This is a genomic window from Streptomyces sp. BYX5S (genome assembly GCF_054724165.1).
The window spans coordinates 7,976,245-7,993,018 of the sequence record NZ_CM138829.1; the positions used below are offsets into that span (position 1 = coordinate 7,976,245).

Annotated in this window: 8 protein-coding genes and 1 rRNA gene; 3 read left to right on the forward strand and 6 right to left on the reverse strand. The window is 71.6% G+C overall.

Annotated elements, in window-relative coordinates:
- Positions 1-306: 306 nt before the first annotated feature.
- Positions 307-1,832, reverse strand: a 16S ribosomal RNA gene (locus ACYBSK_RS36060).
- Between the two features lie 634 nt (positions 1,833-2,466).
- Positions 2,467-3,021, reverse strand: coding sequence for a MarR family winged helix-turn-helix transcriptional regulator (locus tag ACYBSK_RS36065; RefSeq protein WP_457481450.1), 555 nt, complete (start codon positions 3,019-3,021; stop codon positions 2,467-2,469).
- A 134-nt stretch (positions 3,022-3,155) separates the two neighbouring features.
- Here ACYBSK_RS36065 and ACYBSK_RS36070 point away from each other — a divergent pair, with 134 nt between their 5' ends.
- A complete protein-coding gene (locus tag ACYBSK_RS36070) occupies positions 3,156-4,427 on the forward strand; it encodes an MFS transporter (protein ID WP_460247166.1) in 1,272 nt (423 codons plus the stop codon).
- Positions 4,428-4,431: 4 nt separating this feature from the next.
- Here ACYBSK_RS36070 and ACYBSK_RS36075 read toward each other — a convergent pair whose 3' ends face one another.
- Together ACYBSK_RS36075 and ACYBSK_RS36080 are read right to left on the reverse strand one after the other, a co-directional pair.
- A complete protein-coding gene (locus ACYBSK_RS36075) occupies positions 4,432-6,093 on the reverse strand; it encodes an ATP-binding SpoIIE family protein phosphatase (protein WP_457481451.1) in 1,662 nt (553 codons plus the stop codon).
- A gap of 155 nt (positions 6,094-6,248) precedes the next feature.
- On the reverse strand, positions 6,249-7,712 hold the full coding sequence (locus ACYBSK_RS36080; protein ID WP_460247167.1) for an NAD(P)/FAD-dependent oxidoreductase: 1,464 nt from the start codon (positions 7,710-7,712) through the stop codon (positions 6,249-6,251).
- Positions 7,713-8,087: 375 nt separating this feature from the next.
- Between ACYBSK_RS36080 and ACYBSK_RS36085 the strand changes: the two genes are divergently transcribed.
- Positions 8,088-8,852 carry a TetR/AcrR family transcriptional regulator gene (locus tag ACYBSK_RS36085; protein WP_457481452.1) on the forward strand — a complete coding sequence of 255 codons (765 nt, stop codon included), beginning with the start codon at positions 8,088-8,090 and terminating at the stop codon, positions 8,850-8,852.
- 258 nt (positions 8,853-9,110) lie between these two features.
- Positions 9,111-11,024 (forward strand): sigma-70 family RNA polymerase sigma factor, encoded by a 1,914-nt coding sequence (locus ACYBSK_RS36090; RefSeq protein ID WP_460244598.1) that lies wholly within the window; start codon positions 9,111-9,113, stop codon positions 11,022-11,024.
- Here the strand turns inward: ACYBSK_RS36090 and ACYBSK_RS36095 are convergent, their stop codons facing one another.
- Together ACYBSK_RS36095 and ACYBSK_RS36100 are read right to left on the reverse strand one after the other, a co-directional pair.
- The gene (locus ACYBSK_RS36095; RefSeq protein ID WP_460244599.1) at positions 11,025-14,267 is read right to left on the reverse strand and encodes a BTAD domain-containing putative transcriptional regulator; all 3,243 of its coding nucleotides are present in this window, start codon (positions 14,265-14,267) and stop codon (positions 11,025-11,027) included.
- A 57-nt stretch (positions 14,268-14,324) separates the two neighbouring features.
- A complete protein-coding gene (locus tag ACYBSK_RS36100) occupies positions 14,325-16,418 on the reverse strand; it encodes an asparagine synthase-related protein (RefSeq protein ID WP_457481455.1) in 2,094 nt (697 codons plus the stop codon).
- Between the last annotated feature and the right edge of the window lie 356 nt (positions 16,419-16,774).

Sequence of the window (16,774 nt, forward strand, 5' to 3'; positions counted from 1 at the left end):
CTCGCGTCCACTGTGCAGTTCTCAAACAACGACCAACCACCCGTCACAACCCACCGAAGCAGATTTTTACCGGGGCCGGCATCGAGGATCGGGACAAGCCCGTGCCCTCAGACACCCAACAGCGTGCCCGACACCCTCGCCGCTTCCCTCAACGTTCCACGCTCTAAAAGAGCAGTACTGGAAGGAGAAGACGATCAAGTGTGCCGAATAATCAACGTTCCACCCATGAGCAACCACCGTCGAACGTTTGCCGACGTAGTGGCCTCTGACCTCGTCCCGAAGGACTCGGTAAGAAGTGCTCCTTAGAAAGGAGGTGATCCAGCCGCACCTTCCGGTACGGCTACCTTGTTACGACTTCGTCCCAATCGCCGGTCCCACCTTCGACAGCTCCCTCCCACAAGGGGTTGGGCCACCGGCTTCGGGTGTTACCGACTTTCGTGACGTGACGGGCGGTGTGTACAAGGCCCGGGAACGTATTCACCGCAGCAATGCTGATCTGCGATTACTAGCAACTCCAACTTCATGGGGTCGAGTTGCAGACCCCAATCCGAACTGAGACCGACTTTTTGAGATTCGCTCCACCTTGCGGTATCGCAGCTCATTGTATCGGCCATTGTAGCACGTGTGCAGCCCAAGACATAAGGGGCATGATGACTTGACGTCGTCCCCACCTTCCTCCGAGTTGACCCCGGCGGTCTCCTGTGAGTCCCCATCACCCCGAAGGGCATGCTGGCAACACAGAACAAGGGTTGCGCTCGTTGCGGGACTTAACCCAACATCTCACGACACGAGCTGACGACAGCCATGCACCACCTGTACACCGACCACAAGGGGGCGCCCATCTCTGGACGTTTCCGGTGTATGTCAAGCCTTGGTAAGGTTCTTCGCGTTGCGTCGAATTAAGCCACATGCTCCGCTGCTTGTGCGGGCCCCCGTCAATTCCTTTGAGTTTTAGCCTTGCGGCCGTACTCCCCAGGCGGGGCACTTAATGCGTTAGCTGCGGCGCGGACAACGTGGAATGTTGCCCACACCTAGTGCCCACCGTTTACGGCGTGGACTACCAGGGTATCTAATCCTGTTCGCTCCCCACGCTTTCGCTCCTCAGCGTCAGTAATGGCCCAGAGATCCGCCTTCGCCACCGGTGTTCCTCCTGATATCTGCGCATTTCACCGCTACACCAGGAATTCCGATCTCCCCTACCACACTCTAGCTAGCCCGTATCGACTGCAGACTCGGGGTTAAGCCCCGAGCTTTCACAATCGACGTGACAAGCCGCCTACGAGCTCTTTACGCCCAATAATTCCGGACAACGCTTGCGCCCTACGTATTACCGCGGCTGCTGGCACGTAGTTAGCCGGCGCTTCTTCTGCAGGTACCGTCACTTTCGCTTCTTCCCTGCTGAAAGAGGTTTACAACCCGAAGGCCGTCATCCCTCACGCGGCGTCGCTGCATCAGGCTTTCGCCCATTGTGCAATATTCCCCACTGCTGCCTCCCGTAGGAGTCTGGGCCGTGTCTCAGTCCCAGTGTGGCCGGTCGCCCTCTCAGGCCGGCTACCCGTCGTCGCCTTGGTGAGCCATTACCTCACCAACAAGCTGATAGGCCGCGGGCTCATCCTTCACCGCCGGAGCTTTTAACCCACCCCCAGGAGGAGGAGAGTGTTATCCGGTATTAGACCTCGTTTCCAAGGCTTGTCCCAGAGTGAAGGGCAGATTGCCCACGTGTTACTCACCCGTTCGCCACTAATCCACCCCGAAGGGCTTCATCGTTCGACTTGCATGTGTTAAGCACGCCGCCAGCGTTCGTCCTGAGCCAGGATCAAACTCTCCGTGAATGTTTCCCCGTAATCGGGGTGACACCACGAGAGCGGAACAGTCGGAGGAATAATCCGACCGTTCACAGCGTCCTCGCTGTGTGCCTTCCGAAGAAGGACTTTTCAAAGGAACCTCGTCCCAGCGGATGCTGGAGACGGGGTATCAACATATCTGGCGTTGATTTTTGGCACGCTGTTGAGTTCTCAAGGAACGGACGCTTCCTTTGTACTCACCCTCTCGGGCTTTCCTCCGGGCGCTTCCCTTTGGTCTTGCTGTTGTGCGTTTCCGACTCTATCAGATCGTTTTCCGATCCGTTTTCCTCGGTCCCGCTTCGCTTTCCGGCCTTTCGGCTTTCCGGCGAGTCTGACTCTATCAGATCCTTTCGGGCCTGATTCCCAGTCAGTTGGGTTTGTCCTCGCGGCTGTTGGGCCGTTCCGACGTCCCAGACTTTAGCGGATTTCCCGGCCCCGAAGCCAATCGGGGTTCGGAATTGAATTCGGGCACGCCGAAATCATTCCCGGTGGGAGATCGTGCTGAAGATTGGGTGCCGCTCAAGCGGCGAAAGTTGCTGTCGCAGAACCGTTACGGCTCCGTGGCAACTCGAAGAACCTTACGGATCCGGCGGGGCCGTGTCAACCTCCCAGGTCGGGAAGTTCAGTCGAGGTCGTTGAGGCGGCCGCCGGCGTCCGGCTGGGCGTCCTCCACGCGGCGCAGGAGGCGGGTGAGGACCTCGCCGAGGACGCCGCGTTCCACCGGAGTGAGGTCCTGAAGGAGATCCTCCTCGAACACCGAAGCGAGCCGCATGGCCTCCAGCCACTTCTCGCGGCCCTCCGCTGTCAGCTCGACGATGACGCGGACGCGGTTGTTCTCGTCGCGGTCCCGGGTGACCAGCCCTTCCTGAACCATCCGGTCGATGCGGTGGGTCATCGCGGCGGGGGTCAGGCCGAGGCGCTTGGCGAGCTCGCCGGGGCCCATCCGGTACGGGGCGCCGGAGAGGACGAGGGCCTTGAGGACCTCCCAGTCCGTGTTGCTGATCCCTATCTCGGCGGTCTGGCGTCCGTACGCCACGTTCATGCGGCGGTTGAGTCGGCCGAGCGCCGAGACGATCTGCTCGACCTGGGGGTCGAGGGCCTGGAACTCGCGCTGGTACGCGGCGATCTGCTCTTCGAGAGTCGGCTCGGCCGCCGGCACGCCTGGGGTGTCCGCCATGCCGCGCAGTATGGCACGGGAGTGGTTGGCGTTGAAGTCCTTGCGTGTGTACTCTTTAGCTTCGAACTTTAGCTTCTAAGTCTTCAGGGTTAAGGCCCCACACAGCGAAAGGGCAGGTGAAAGTGACCAGGGCGATGGGCGCGGCGATGCGCCGGATTCAGGTGGGCAGCGCGCTGAGCGCGTTCGGCATCGGCTTCACGGTTCCGTTCCTCTACGTGTACGTGGCGGAGGTCCGGGGGCTCGGGGCCAGTGCGGCGGGGACCGTACTGGCCGCCTTCGCCATGGCCGCCCTGGTCGTCCTGCCCTTCACCGGTCGCGCCATCGACCGGCGCGGCCCGCTGCCCGTGCTCGTCGCCGCCTCGGTCGTGGCGGCCGTGGGCGCTCTTGGCCTCGGGTTCGCCACGAACGAGCCGGCGGCCATCGTCGGCGCCGCGGTGCTCGGCGCCGGGACGGCGGTGCTCCAGCCCGCCCTCGCGACGATGATCGTGTGGTGCTCCGCGCCGGAGACGCGCACCAGGTCGTTCGCGATGCAGTTCTTCCTGCAGAACCTGGGGCTCGGCATCGGTGGCCTCATCGGCGGCCAGATCGTCGACGAGAGCCGGCCCGACACCTTCCTGCGGCTCTTCGGCATCGAGGCCGTGATGTTCCTGGTGCTGGCCGCGATCGTGCTGACCGTGCGGATACCGCAGGCGCCCGCGCTCACCGAGGCCGTGCCGAAGGACGAGGGCAGGAGCGGCATGCGGGCGCTGCTGGGGCACCGGGCGATGGTGCAGCTGTGCGTCCTCGGGTTCGTCCTGTTCTTCGCCTGCTACGGGCAGTTCGAGTCGGGGCTGAGCGCCTACGGCGTGGAGGCGGCCGGGATCTCGGCGTCCACGCTCGGGATCGCGCTCGCCGCCAACACGGCGATGATCGTGGTCGCCCAGTTCGCCGTGCTCAAGCTGGTCGAGCGGCGGAAGCGGACGCAGGTGATCGCCGCGGTGGGGCTCATCTGGACCGTCGCGTGGCTGTTCGCCGGGTACGCGGGGCTCGGGCACGGGAGCCAGGCGATGGCGACCGCCGCGTTCGTCTCCACGTACGCGCTCTTCGGGCTGGGGGAGGCGATGCTGTCGCCGACCGTGGCGCCGCTCGTCGCCGATCTCGCTCCCGCGGGCATGGTCGGCTCGTACAACTCGGCGTTCGCGCTGGTGAAGCAGCTCGCGCTGGCGGTAGGGCCCGCGGTGGGCGGGCCGATGGGCGCCGCGCTGCACGGGCCGTACATCGTGACGTTCGTGCTGTTCTCGCTGGCCGTGACGGTGCTCGCGGTGCGGCTCGGCAAGCGGCTGACGCCGGTGCAGAACCAGCCGTCGCTGGCCGGTGCGCGCGTGGTGATGCAGAGCGTCCCGGAGACCGCCGCCGCCGAGGCGTAGGCCCTCAGCCCACGCCCTCCGGCAGGACGAACTCGCACCAGACCGCCTTGCCGCCGCCCGGTGTGCGCCGCGAGCCCCAGTTCGAGGCGATCGAGGCGACGATCGCGATGCCGCGGCCCGTCTCGTCCGCGGGTTCCGCGCGGCGGCGGCGCGGCAGGTGGTCGTCGCCGTCGGTCACCTCGATGATCAGCCGGCGGTCCGTGCGGCGCAGCCGCAGCCGCATCGGCGGGGTGCCGTGCTGGAGGGAGTTGGCGACGAGTTCGCTGGCGGCGAGGACGCCCAGGTCGTGGAGCTCGTCGGCGAAGCGCCAGCTGCTGAGCACGCCGGACGCGAAGGCACGCGCGCGTGGTGCCGCCTCCACCCCGCCGAGGAGTTCGAGGGCCGCGTTGCGGAAGCGCTCGCCGTCCGTGCCCTTGCGGGCCGGGTGCTGGAGGACGAGGACGGCGACGTCGTCGTCGTGGTCGGCGGTGACGCCGGCCGCGCGGATCAGGCGGTCGCAGATCACCTGGGGCGTGCCGGTGGCGCCCGCCAGCGCGTTCTCGAGCGAGGCCACCCCCTGGTCGATGTCCTCGTCGCGCCGCTCCACCAGGCCGTCGGTGTACATGACCGCCGTGGATCCGGGGCCGAGCGGAACCGAGCCCGAGGTGTGCAGCCAGCCTCCGGTGCCGAGGGGCGGGCCCGTGGGCTCGTCGGCGCGGTGGATCAAGCCGTTCTCGTCGCGTACGAGGATCGGCAGATGGCCCGCGGAGGCGTAGACGAGGCGGCCCTCGTTCGGGTCGTGGACGGCGTAGACGCAGGTGGCGATCTGCTGCGGGTCGATCTCCGTAGCGAGTCCGTCCAGCAGTTGCAGTACCTCGTGCGGGGGCAGGTCCAGGCGCGCGTAGGCGCGGACCGCCGTGCGGAGCTGGCCCATGACGGCCGCCGCGCGCACGCCGCGGCCCATGACGTCGCCGATGACGAGGGCCGTGCGGCCGCCGCCGAGAGTGATGACGTCGTACCAGTCGCCGCCGACGGCGGCCTCGGTGCCGCCCGGCTGGTAGGTGGCGGCGATGCGCAGATCGTCGGGTTCCTCCAACTCCTGCGGCAGGAGCGAGCGTTGGAGGGTGACCGCGGTCTCGCGCTGTTCGCGCTCGCTCGTGCGCAGCCGCTCGGCGGCCTCCGCGTGGTCCGTCACGTCGGCCGCGAAGATCAGGACGCCGGGTCCCTCGGCGGTGTCCAGTGGCGTGCAGGTCACCGTGTACGAGCGGCCGCCGGACGTCCTGCGGGACTTGACCGTGCGGGGCTTGGCGCTGCGCAGCACCTGGTCGAGCAGAGGATGCAGGCTGAGCTCTTCGAGTTCGGGCAGGGCCTCGCGGGCCGGTTCGCCGACGGGGCGTGCGCCGAAGGCCGCGACGTAGGCGTCGTTGACGTACGCGATGCGGTGCTCGGGGCCGTGCACCAGGGCGACGAGGGCGGGGATGCGGTCGAGGACGGCGCGTACGGGCAGGCCGTCGACGCCGCCGGCGCCGCTGCCCGCGCCGTCGTCGGGGCGCTCCTCTTCGGACAGCTGCTCGGCGCGGGCCGCGGGGACCGCGCCGTCGGCCGGCTGGGGTCCGCCGTGGTCGGCCCGCGCCGCGGCGCGGCGCTGCGTTCCGGGGAGCCGGGCGCTCCAGCGCGTGAAGTTCACAGGGGAAAAGCCTCGTGGGGTCGAGGGCGGGCGGGGCCCGCCCAGGGTCGTGGACCAGTCTGGCCGACCGTACTGACAAACGTCAGACGCCGGTCCGCGACCGGGAGTTCCGCGCTCCGGCCGCGGTTACGTGCACGAAAACGTCAACGGGGCGCTCAGGGCGACCCCTTCGGGTGCTCGGGCGGTCCCGGCGGGGTGCCTCGGGAGGGTCCCCCGGATGGGTCCGTTGGAGGGACGGCTCCGGCCGCGAGTTCGAACTCGGCACGGGGCTGTTCCAGCGAACCGAGCGAGACGATCTCCCGCTTGAACAGTCCGGTGAGCGTCCACTCGGTCAGGACGCGGGCCTTGCGGTTCACGGTGGGCACCCTGCTGAGGTGGTAGACGCGGTGCATGAACCAGGCAGGGTAGCCCTTCAGCTTGCGCCCGTAGACGTGCGCGACGCCTTTGTGGAGGCCCAGTGACGCCACCGAACCCGCGTACGCGTGCGCGTAGTCGGTGAGCGGTTCGCCGCGCAGGGAGGCCGCGATGTTGTCGCCGAGGGCTCTGGCCTGGCGGACGGCGTGCTGGGCGTTGGGCGCGCACTGCGTGCCGGGCTCGTCGGCGGTGACGTCCGGGACGGCGGCGGCGTCGCCCGCCCCCCACGCGTGCGGGGCGCCGTCGACGGCGAGGGTGGCGGCGCACTTGAGGCGGCCGCGCCCGGTCAGTGGCAGGTCCGTCGCGGCGAGCAGCGGACTGGGTTTGACGCCGGCCGTCCACACGACCGTGCGCGTGGGGAAGCGGGAGCCGTCGGAGAGCACCGCGACCCGGTTCTCGCAGGATTCGAGGCGGGTCTCCAGGCGGACGTCGATGTTGCGGCCGCGCAGTTCACGGATCGTGTACTGGCCCATTTCCGGGCCCACTTCGGGCAGGATCCGGTCGGATGCCTCCACGAGGATCCACTTCAGGTCCTCGGGTTTGACGTTGTGGTAGTACTTCGCCGCGTACCGGGCCATGTCCTCCAGTTCGCCGAGCGCTTCCACGCCCGCGTATCCGCCCCCTACGAAGACGAAGGTGAGCGCCGCGTCGCGGATCGCCGGGTCGCGGGTGGAGGAGGCGATGTCGAGCTGTTCGATGACGTGGTTGCGCAGGCCGACGGCCTCTTCGACGGTCTTGAACCCGATGCCGAAGTCGGCGAGCCCGGGGACGGGGAGCGTGCGCGAGATCGAGCCGGGCGCCAGCACCAGCTCGTCGTACGCGAGGGAGGCCGCGCCCGTGCCCTCCTCGTCGCTGGCCAGCGTGGTGTACGTGGCCGTGCGCTTGGCGTGGTCGATGGACTGCACCTCGCCGACGATCACCTGGCAGCGGTCCAGCGCGCGGCGCAGCGAGACGACGACGTGGCGGGGCGAGATGGATCCGGCGGCCGCTTCCGGCAGGAACGGCTGATACGTCATGTAGGGGTCGGGGGTGACCACGACGATCTCCACGGCGCCGCTCCTGAGCTCCGGTTTGAGCTTCTTCTGGAGCCGCAGGGCCGTATACAGCCCGACGTAACCGCCGCCGACTACAACAATGCGCGTACGCCTTGGGGGCTCGGGGGTGGCCCCCCGGAAGATTGCAGTCCTCACCCTCCCATGACGCATCGGGCCCATGCGTTTGTCCACAGTCCCGACCATTTGTATGACGACCACAAGTGCCGCCTGTGGTAGGGCGGTCGACCCGCGCGCGCGGAAGCGGTGCAGGTCAGGGTCGCGCGCGGGCGCGCGCGGCGGGGTCGTGGACGGCACGGCAACCGGGCCGAAATCCGCTTGTCCCTCTTTCGTGGGGCCCCCGGTGCGGAACCTGCCTCTTCTGAATTGCCCCCGGCTCAACTATGTTCGTGTCCTGTCGGGGTGTCTGGGGGGATACGCGGCCGGGATCAGGAAGCGGTCCTGGAAATCGCTGTCTGTTCCTTCGGGTCCGACAGACAATGGCGGGGAGTGTCTCCGGGGGGAGACGTCATTACCGGGGGATCACATATGCACATTCAGGACTCTCATTGGACCTCAGCCTCTGCCGTGGCGCCCGCGGGCGCTGCCGCGGCGGCCAACGGGCGGGGCGTGGGCGACAGTTCGCGTTCCACACCGCTGCGTGTGGACGCACAGCGCAATCTCGAGCACGTGCTGCGCGCGGCCAGGGAGGTCTTCGGCGAGCTGGGGTACGGGGCACCCATGGAGGACGTGGCGCGCCGCGCTCGCGTCGGGGTGGGCACGGTGTACCGGCGTTTCCCCAGCAAGGACGTACTGGTGCGGCGGATAGCCGAGGAGGAGACCGCGCGTCTCACCGACCAGGCGCGCACGGCGCTCGGTCAGGAGGACGAGCCGTGGTCGGCGCTCTCGCGCTTCCTGCGGACGTCGGTCGCCTCCGGCGCGGGGCGGCTGCTGCCGCCGCAGGTGCTGCGGGTCGGCGTCTCCGAATCCGAGGACGGCGTGCACGACGAGGTGCGCGTCCCCGAGCAGCGTCCGGCGACGCCGGAGCTGCGGCTCGTGGAGCAGCGGCCGATACCGGCCGACGAGGGCCTGCCCTCGGACGACGCGGGGGCCGCCGCGCTCCTGGAGGTCGTGGGGCGGCTCGTGGACCGGGCGCGGGAGGCCGGTGAGCTGCGCGCCGACGTGACGGTGTCGGACGTGCTGCTGGTCATCGCGACGGCCGCGCCGTCGCTGCCGGACGCCGCACAGCAGGCGGCCGCCTCGGCGCGACTGCTCGACATCCTGCTCGAAGGGCTGCGCTCGCGGCCCGCGTAGCCGCGCGGCGCACGTGCTCGACGGCGGACCCGCACCGGACCGCCGGGGTGACCGCGAGTGGACCGCACCGTCACTCGCGGTCAACTCGCGCCCTGGACGCAGTGGTTGAGGCTTCCCCGAACGGGTGATCCGTAGGGGTCGGTTACGCGAAATCTCCACGGATGAGTGGTTGCCGTGCAGCAACCGCTGCGGGGCCCCCGGCGTGTGGCACGCTTTCCCGGTGATCGGGTCAGAGTGGGCGGTCGGGGGCATTCCGCAATGAGCGTTGACGGTCGGGACGAGCAGCGGGCCGAGGGTGGCGGGACGAACGCCGAGGACCCTCACACGCGGCAGGTACCGAGCCAGGGCGGTCCGGGGCGGACGCCCGCCGAGCCGGCCGACCGCCGGACATCCGTGCCGTCGCAGCGCGAGAACGCCTCCCTCACCGGCACCGACGACGCACCGCCCTCCTCCGACGCCGACCTCATCGGCCGGATGCGCGGGGGCGACGACAGCGCCTACGAGGAGCTGTACCGGCGGCACTCCGCCGCCGTCCGCCGCTACGCCCGCACCTGCTGCCGCGACGGGCACACCGCCGACGACCTGACGGCCGAGGTCTTCGCCCGCACCCTCCAGGCCGTGCGCAGCGGCAGCGGCCCCGACCACGCGGTGCGCGCCTACCTGCTGACCACGGTGCGCCGCGTCGCGGCGGGCTGGACGAAGTCGGCGAAGCGCGAGCACCTCGTCGACGACTTCGCCGTGTTCGCCACCCAGGCCGCCCGCTCCAACGAGGCGCGCGACGACGACACGCTCGACCTGGGCGCCGACGTCCGCGCGATGCACGAGGCCGAGCAGACGATGGCCATGCAGGCCTTCCGCTCGCTGCCCGAGCGCTGGCAGGCCGTGCTGTGGCACACGGAGGTCGAGGACGAGTCGCCCAGCGAGGTCGCGACGCTCTTCGGGCTCGACGCCAACGGCACGCGCGTGCTCGCCAAGCGCGCCCGCGAGGGCCTGAAGGAGGCCTACCTCCAGGCGCACGTCTCGGCCACGCTCACCGAGTCCGAGGAGTGCGCGCGCTACGCGGACCGGCTCGGCGCCTACGCGCGCGGCAGCCTGCGCACGCGGGCGGAGCGGGGCCTGCGCAAGCACATGGAGGAGTGCGCCAAGTGCCGCCTCGCGGCGGGCCAGCTCAAGGAAGTCGCCAGCGGCATCCCCGGTGTCGTACCGATCGCGGTCATCGGCTGGTTCGGCGCCGCCGGGTACGCGAAGGCCGCCGCGCTCATCGGCGGTGGCGCCGCCGGGGCGGCGGGCGCGGCCGGAGCCGGTGCGGCCGCCGCGACGGGCGGCGGATCCGCGAGTGGCGGCGCCGCCGGTGGCGCCGCGTCCGAGGGGCTCGGCGCGCCCGCGAAGGCCGGGATCGCGGCCGGTGTGGTCGCGGCCGGTACCGCCGTCGCGCTGGCCATCGCGCTCGCCGGTGACCCGAAGGCGAAGCCGGAGGCGCACAAGAAGTCGCCGCCGCCCGCCGCGCAGCCGATCGAACCGAAGAAGCCGGAGCCCGAGCCCAAGCCCGAGCCGCCGAAGCCGCAGCCCGAGCCGCCGGCGCCGAAGCCGACCCCGAAGCCGGCGCCCGCGAAGGCGAAGCCCGAGCCGAAGCCGACGCCCACCCCGAAGCCGACGCCGCCCAAGCCCGCGCCGCCCAAGGCCAAGCCCACCCCGACCCCGAAGCCCACCCCGAAGCCGACTCCGCCCCCGGCCCCGGCCGTCTACCAGTGGAGCGAGCTGCGGTACGGCCTCACCGGCGACGGCACGCAGCCGGAGATGCGGCTCGGCGAGAGCAGCTGGGTGTGGCAGCGGTACGGAGGAGTGTCGATCAACGACAAGAAGTACGGGCACGGGGTCACGGTGCACGCGCAGTCGTCCGTCACCATCGACCTCAACCGCAGCTGCTCGGCGTACGACGCCTACGCGGGCGTCGACGACATGACGCTCGGCCTGGGCGCCGTCCGGTTCTCCGTGTACGTCGACGGGGCGCGGGCCTGGCGCTCGCCCGTGGTCAAGGGCAACAGCGCGGCGGTGCCGGTGCATGTGAACCTGACCGGGGCGAAGACGATCCGGCTCGTGGCCGAGCCCAACAGCCCGGTCGACTCGGTGGCGCTCGCCGACTGGGCGGAGTCCCGCTTCACCTGCGGCTGATCACGTGCCGTCCGCCAGCTCCGCCAGCAGCTCCTCGTGCGTGAGCGTGCCGCCCAGCGCGCGGGCGGCCTCGTACCGGGCCTCGCCGAGCTCGGCCCGCGCGCGGGCCTCCGTGACCTCGTACTCCTCGCTCTCCGACAGCGATCTCGGCAGTCCGGCGCGCATCACGTCGGCGGCCGCGAACAGCCGCACCGCGCGCGCCAGGTCGCCCCTGCGCGCGTGCAGTTCGGCGCCCACGTCGACGAGGCCCGAGGTCACCGACTCGGCGGTCTGCCCCAGGACCTCGTCGCGCAGCACGCCGACCAGCTGGACGAGGGCCGTCTCGGGGCCGGACTCGGCGGCCGTGATGCGCACTTCGACGTTGCCGAGCGCCGCCGTGAACTGGGGCGGCGGGGTGCCGCCCGCCGCCACCGCGCGGGCGGCGTCGCAGTGCGCGCGGGCGCCCGCCACGTCGCCGTCCGACAGCGTGAGGTAGGCCCACAGCAGGCGGGCGAAGGCCGCCGTGTCCACGACGCCGTACCGCTCCGCCTCCTCGGTCGCCAGGTCGAGCGTCTTCTGCGCGGTGGCGCGGTCGCCCGACCGGAACGCGATCTCGGCGAGCCGCGCCATGAGGAACGGCGACTCGGCGTACGCCCCCACCTCGTAGGCGAGCAGCAGCGCCTCCTCGTACTCGGCCTTCGCCTCCTCGAACCGGCCGCGCCCCATGGCGGCCTCCCCCGCAGCGCTGCACACCTGGGCCCGCATCCAGCGGTCGCCCACCCGGCGGCTCAGGTCCCGCAGTTCGGTCAGGTCGTCGTCGACGCCGCTCATGTTGCCCGGCAGGTCGACCGCCATGTGCGCGCGGAACATGAGGGTGACGCCGAGCTCCCACTCGCCGCCGAAACGACGGCAGTTGGCGACGGCCTCGTCCAGCGCGGCGCGTACGCCCGCGCCGTCGTCGTCGTTCAGATGGAACAGCATGAACGGCCACACGATGCCGGGGAAGCGGGCGCCCTGAGGGCTGGGCGGCGCGAACGCGGCCCGTACCCGCCGCGCGTACACGCGGTCCTCCTCGGCGGCGACCGTGCTGTGCGGGTAGACCTCCGAGCGCAGGAACAGGGCGAGCAGCCGCAGGTTCATCCGGGGCCAGTACAACGGGTCGGCCGGATCGTCAGGGACGGAGCGGTCCGGCAGCAGCCGCACGACCTCGTCGACCCAACCGGTGCCCTCCGAGCGGTAGTTGCGCAGCCACCAGAACCAGCCCAGGTGCAGGGCCAGCGCGATCGCCGTCTCCTCGTCGGCCGTGTCCGGTCCGGACGTGACGCGCGTCATCGCCGCGCGGATGTTGTCGAGGTCCGCCTCCAGGCGCTGGATCCACGGGAGTTGCCCGGCCGAACGCAGCTCGGGGTCGGCCTTCTCGACCAGCGCGCGTACGTACGCGATGTGCCGGCGCTCGGCCGCCGTGAGGACGCCGGGGGACTCGGCGGCGCGCTCCGCGGCGTACTCGTGGATGGTCTCCAGCATCCGGTAGCGCATCCCGCCGCCGCGCTGCTCCTGCTGCGCGGCGGCGACCAGCAGGGACTTGTCGAGGAGGGAGCCGATGACGTCGGCGACGCCGTCGGCCGAGCACACCGCCTCCGCGGCCTCCAGGTCCCAGCCGCCGGCGAAGACCGACAGCTCGCACAGCGTGCCGCGCTCCTTCTTGTCGAGCAGGTCCCAGGACCAGTCGACGACCGCGCGGAGGGTCTGCTGGCGGGGCAGCACGGTGCGGCTGCCGCCGGTGAGCAGGCGGAAGCGGTCGTCGAGGCGGTCCGCGATCTGGCGCGGCGTGAGCAGTCTGAGGCGGGCCGCGGCCAGCTCGATGGCCAGCGGCAGTCCGTCGAGGCGGCGGCAGATCTCGGCGATGGCCTCCTGGTCCCGCGCGGGGTCGAAGCCGGGGCGGGCCGCGGCGGCCCGTTCGGCGAACAGGCGGTGGGCGTGGTCCGGGGACAGCGGCTCGACGGGGGCGACGAACTCCCCGGGGACGCCCAGGGGTTCGCGGCTGGTGGCGAGGATCGTGAGGCCGGGGCAGCGCGTGAGGAGGGTCTCGGCGAGCTGGGCCGCCGCACCGATCACGTGTTCGCAGTTGTCAAGGATCAGGAGCAGGCTGCGGTGCGCGCAGTGCTCCACGAGGAGGCTGGTCGGGTCGGTCCCCGGGCCCGACAGCTCGTTCGTCATCAGGACCGTCTCGCGCAGGTCCAGTGCGCTGACGACCGCGCCCGGGACCGCTCTCGGGTCGTCGAGCGGCGCCAGCTCGACCAGCCAGGGCTGGGAGAGGGCCGCGGCTGCCTCTTCCGCCAGGCGGGTCTTGCCGGAGCCGCCCGGACCCGTGAGGGTGACCAGGCGTGCTCCTCGCAGATGGGAACGGATGGCGTCCAGCTCCGGTTCCCGCCCCACGAACGAGTCGAGCCGCGGCCTCAGATTGCCGTTCCTGGCGGATGGGCGGCGTTTCAGCCCCTCCGGCGATCGAGGAGCGGGGTCCGGGGCGGAGGTCCGGAGGGTGGGGGACGACGGGTGCAGCAACTCCTGGTGGAGGGCGACCAGTTCGGGCCCGGGGGCCGCACCGAGCCCGTCCGCCAGCACGCGCCGAGCCTTCTCGTACGCCGCCAGCGCGTCCGCCCCGCGCCCCACCTCCCGCAACGCCCGAACGAGCGCGGCGTGCAACGGCTCGTCGTACGGATGCGCGACCGTCAGCTCACGCAGCTCCGGTACGAGGTCCGCGGCGCGGCCGAGCCGCAGATCCGCCTCCACGCGCGCGCGGGTGGCGTCCTGCCGCCGCGCCTCGTAGCGCGTGGCGGCCGAGCGGTCGGCGAGATCGGCGAGGGCCGGACCGCGCCAGAGCCCGAGCGCCTCCCGCAGGGTGCTCGCGGCGGTCCCCGGGTCCCCCGCCGCGAGCGCCGCGACCCCCTCACGGGTCAGCCGCTCGAAGACGTGCACGTCGATGTCCTCGCGGCTCGCGGCGAGCCGGTACCCGCCGGCCTCCGAGGTGACGGCCTCCTTGCCGAGCGCGCGGCGCAGCCGGCCGACCAGCGCCTGGAGGGCGGCCGGGGCGTCGGCGGGCGGCTCGTCGCCCCAGACGTCGTCGATGAGGGCGTCCGTGGCCGCGGTGCGCGGGGTGTGCAGGGCCAGCGACGTGAGCAGCGCACGCAGCCGCGGCCCGCCCGTGGCCACGGGAACGCCCCCGTCGTCGTATGCCTGCGTGGTTCCCAGGATCTTGTACCGCACTGAGGCATTGTCGCCGCCCGGCACCGCGAGGGCCCAGTTCTTTACCCGGAGCTGCCGCTACCTGGGCCCCGCGCCGAGGGCGCGCTCGGGGACGACGCTCCCCGTCGGCACGGCACGCGCGCGTGCGGGTGTGCCGGTCCAGCAGGTGCCGCGGCGGGACAGCAGGCGGCGCAGCCACAGTTCGAGGGCGACCAGGTCGGCCAGGCCGTCGAGGGGCAGCGGTTCGCCGTCGGCCGCGGCGCGCAGCGCTTTGCGGACGACGCGGGCCTCGACCAGGCCGGTCTGGGCGAGCAGCGGCGTGTCGAAGAGCCCGATGAGCCGGTCGGCGGCGAGCCGCAGCCCCGCGCGGGTCGCCGCGGCGGACGAGGCGTGCGAGGGCGCGCCCCAGCCGGGCGGCAGTTCACTGACGCCAGCGCCTTCGAGGACCCGGCGCAGGATCTCCGCGCGGGCGCCCGGCTGGACGCGCAGCGCCTCGGGCAGGGCGCGGCAGGCGCGGACCACCTGGTTGTCGAGGAAGGGCGCGTGCAGGCGCTGGAAGCGGACCTCCGCGGCCTGCTCCAGGATGCGCAGGTCGGCGGCGTGCCGGGCGAGGCCCGCGCGGGCCCGGAACTCGCCGGGCCGCTGGCCGGGTCCCGGCCCCGGGCGGGTCGCGCCGTCATGCAGGCGAACCGATACTTCAGCCAGTGCCTCCCCCGTCAGCCAGCGCGCGGCCGGCCCCGGTCTCGCCCACGCGAGGGCGGCGAGCGACGCTCCTACGGCGCCGCCCGGCTCCTCGAAGTTCTGTTGCAGGAGCCGGCTGGAGAGCCCTTCGAGGCCCGCCTTGTAGGGCGTACGGGCGAGTTTTCTGGCCGCTCCGTAGACGCGCGCGGGCACCGCGAGCGAGCCGTCGGCCTTCGTGAGCGCGGCGACGGGGCGCACCATGTGGCGGCGGCGCCGGTCCATCAGCAGGTCGGCCAGGCGCGCGGGGTGGGCGTCCAGGACCTGGCGGGCGCCGTAGCCGGTGAAGTGGTCGGCGCTGCCGGAGGCGAGGCGGGCGCGGTGCCGGGCGGCCGTGACGAGGGTCGCGCTCGGCTCGTCGGTGAGCGGACCGTCCAGCTCCGCGTACGGCAGCGCCTCCTCGCCCGCCGCCACGACCACGTGGTGGAGCCGCGGGTTGGCGGCGAGCGCCCCGGCCCGCTCCAGCTCCGCCTCGTGCTGGTCGGCCCTGGACGAGCGGTCGTTGAAGGTGACCGCCAGGAGGCGCTCGCCCGCGCCCGTGCCGTGCCCGAGGACCGTGCCGGGCATGCCGGGCAGGCCCGCCGCGAGCAGCGCGAGGGTGCCGGAGGCCGGGCCGCCGGAGACGTCGGCGCCGATGCCGGGCACGGGCATGCCGCGCGCGGCCCGCCGCTCGGCGGGGCCCATGCCGGGCACGGGTCCCGGGTCCAGGTCGGTGCCGGGCACGTGCCGGGGCGCGGCGAGCCGGGTCCGTACGGCGTCCACGAGGGCGTCCCTGACGTCGTCCACGGCGCTGTCCGGGTCGACGGCGCCCGCGCCCACCGCGAGCGACGCCACGGGCTCGTAGCCGGCGATCTCGCGGGAACCGGCGCGCAGGATCAGCGCGTGGCCCGGCGGGATGCGGTGCACGCCCTGGTACGGCGTCGAGTCGTGCAGCGCCTCCGGGACGTCGGGCGCGGCGAGCAGCGCGGCCAAGTGCCCCACGTCCAGGTGGGCTTCGATGAGGTCGGCGAGCGGGAGCGCCGCCGTCGCGTACGCGGTGCCGCCCGCCCACGGGGTGTGGAAGACGGGGCGCGCGCCCGCGAGGTCGCCCACCACCGTGACGCGGCGGCCCACTTGGACGATCGCCGTGTAGCTTCCGGGCCACGCCGTGAGGTGGCGCAGGGCGCCGCCGCGCGCCGCGAAGAGGCCCACCCTCAGTTGTTCGTCGGAGGCTCCGCAGACGCCGAGGACGGCGATCCTCGTCTGTTCGTCGGCCTTCACGATGCGTACTTCGTCGGCGCGCCAGTCGCCGACCGCCCACAGCGGATCCGGGTCGCCCCACAGGAGTTGGGAGCCCACCGGGTGTACGGTTTCGCCCTCCGAGCCCATGGCACCCGCGGAACCGAGGGCAACGGGCCCGGAGGGGGCACTGCTCCACCCCACCAACCAGCGCATCGCCGCCTCCACAGGCTGTGGACAACACAAGGGAACCCCATGCTGCCACGAAGGCGGCGCCAAAGAGGGCGCAAGTGAGGAGCGGGAAATGGCGTACGCTCCCCCTAATGCGCCCCATTTGAGCCGTGGTTGAACCGTGGCACTACCTGGACCAGTACGGATGACAGGGGCGAGATTCGGCCAAATCGTCCGCGGATGGCCGGAGGTGAACACACCGCTTCGGCCACAGCGCGTGGGCGTACAGTCCGGGAGGCGCGGTTCGCCTCCCGGACCGGTCCGCCGCCCGCGGGGATGTAGGCGGCGGTGTCCCCCAGCCCACTGGATCCAGTACAGCGGGCCGACCCACGCAGGTCCCA

Coding starts and splice junctions, on each gene's coding strand:
- ACYBSK_RS36065 (WP_457481450.1), bottom strand. CDS start 3,021: ATGGCGGACACCCCAGGCGTGCCGGCGGCCGAGCCGACTCTCGAAGAG.
- ACYBSK_RS36070 (WP_460247166.1), top strand. CDS start 3,156: ATGGGCGCGGCGATGCGCCGGATTCAGGTGGGCAGCGCGCTGAGCGCG.
- ACYBSK_RS36080 (WP_460247167.1), bottom strand. CDS start 7,712: ATGCGTCATGGGAGGGTGAGGACTGCAATCTTCCGGGGGGCCACCCCC.
- ACYBSK_RS36085 (WP_457481452.1), top strand. CDS start 8,088: ATGCACATTCAGGACTCTCATTGGACCTCAGCCTCTGCCGTGGCGCCC.
- ACYBSK_RS36090 (WP_460244598.1), top strand. CDS start 9,111: ATGAGCGTTGACGGTCGGGACGAGCAGCGGGCCGAGGGTGGCGGGACG.
- ACYBSK_RS36100 (WP_457481455.1), bottom strand. CDS start 16,418: ATGCGCTGGTTGGTGGGGTGGAGCAGTGCCCCCTCCGGGCCCGTTGCC.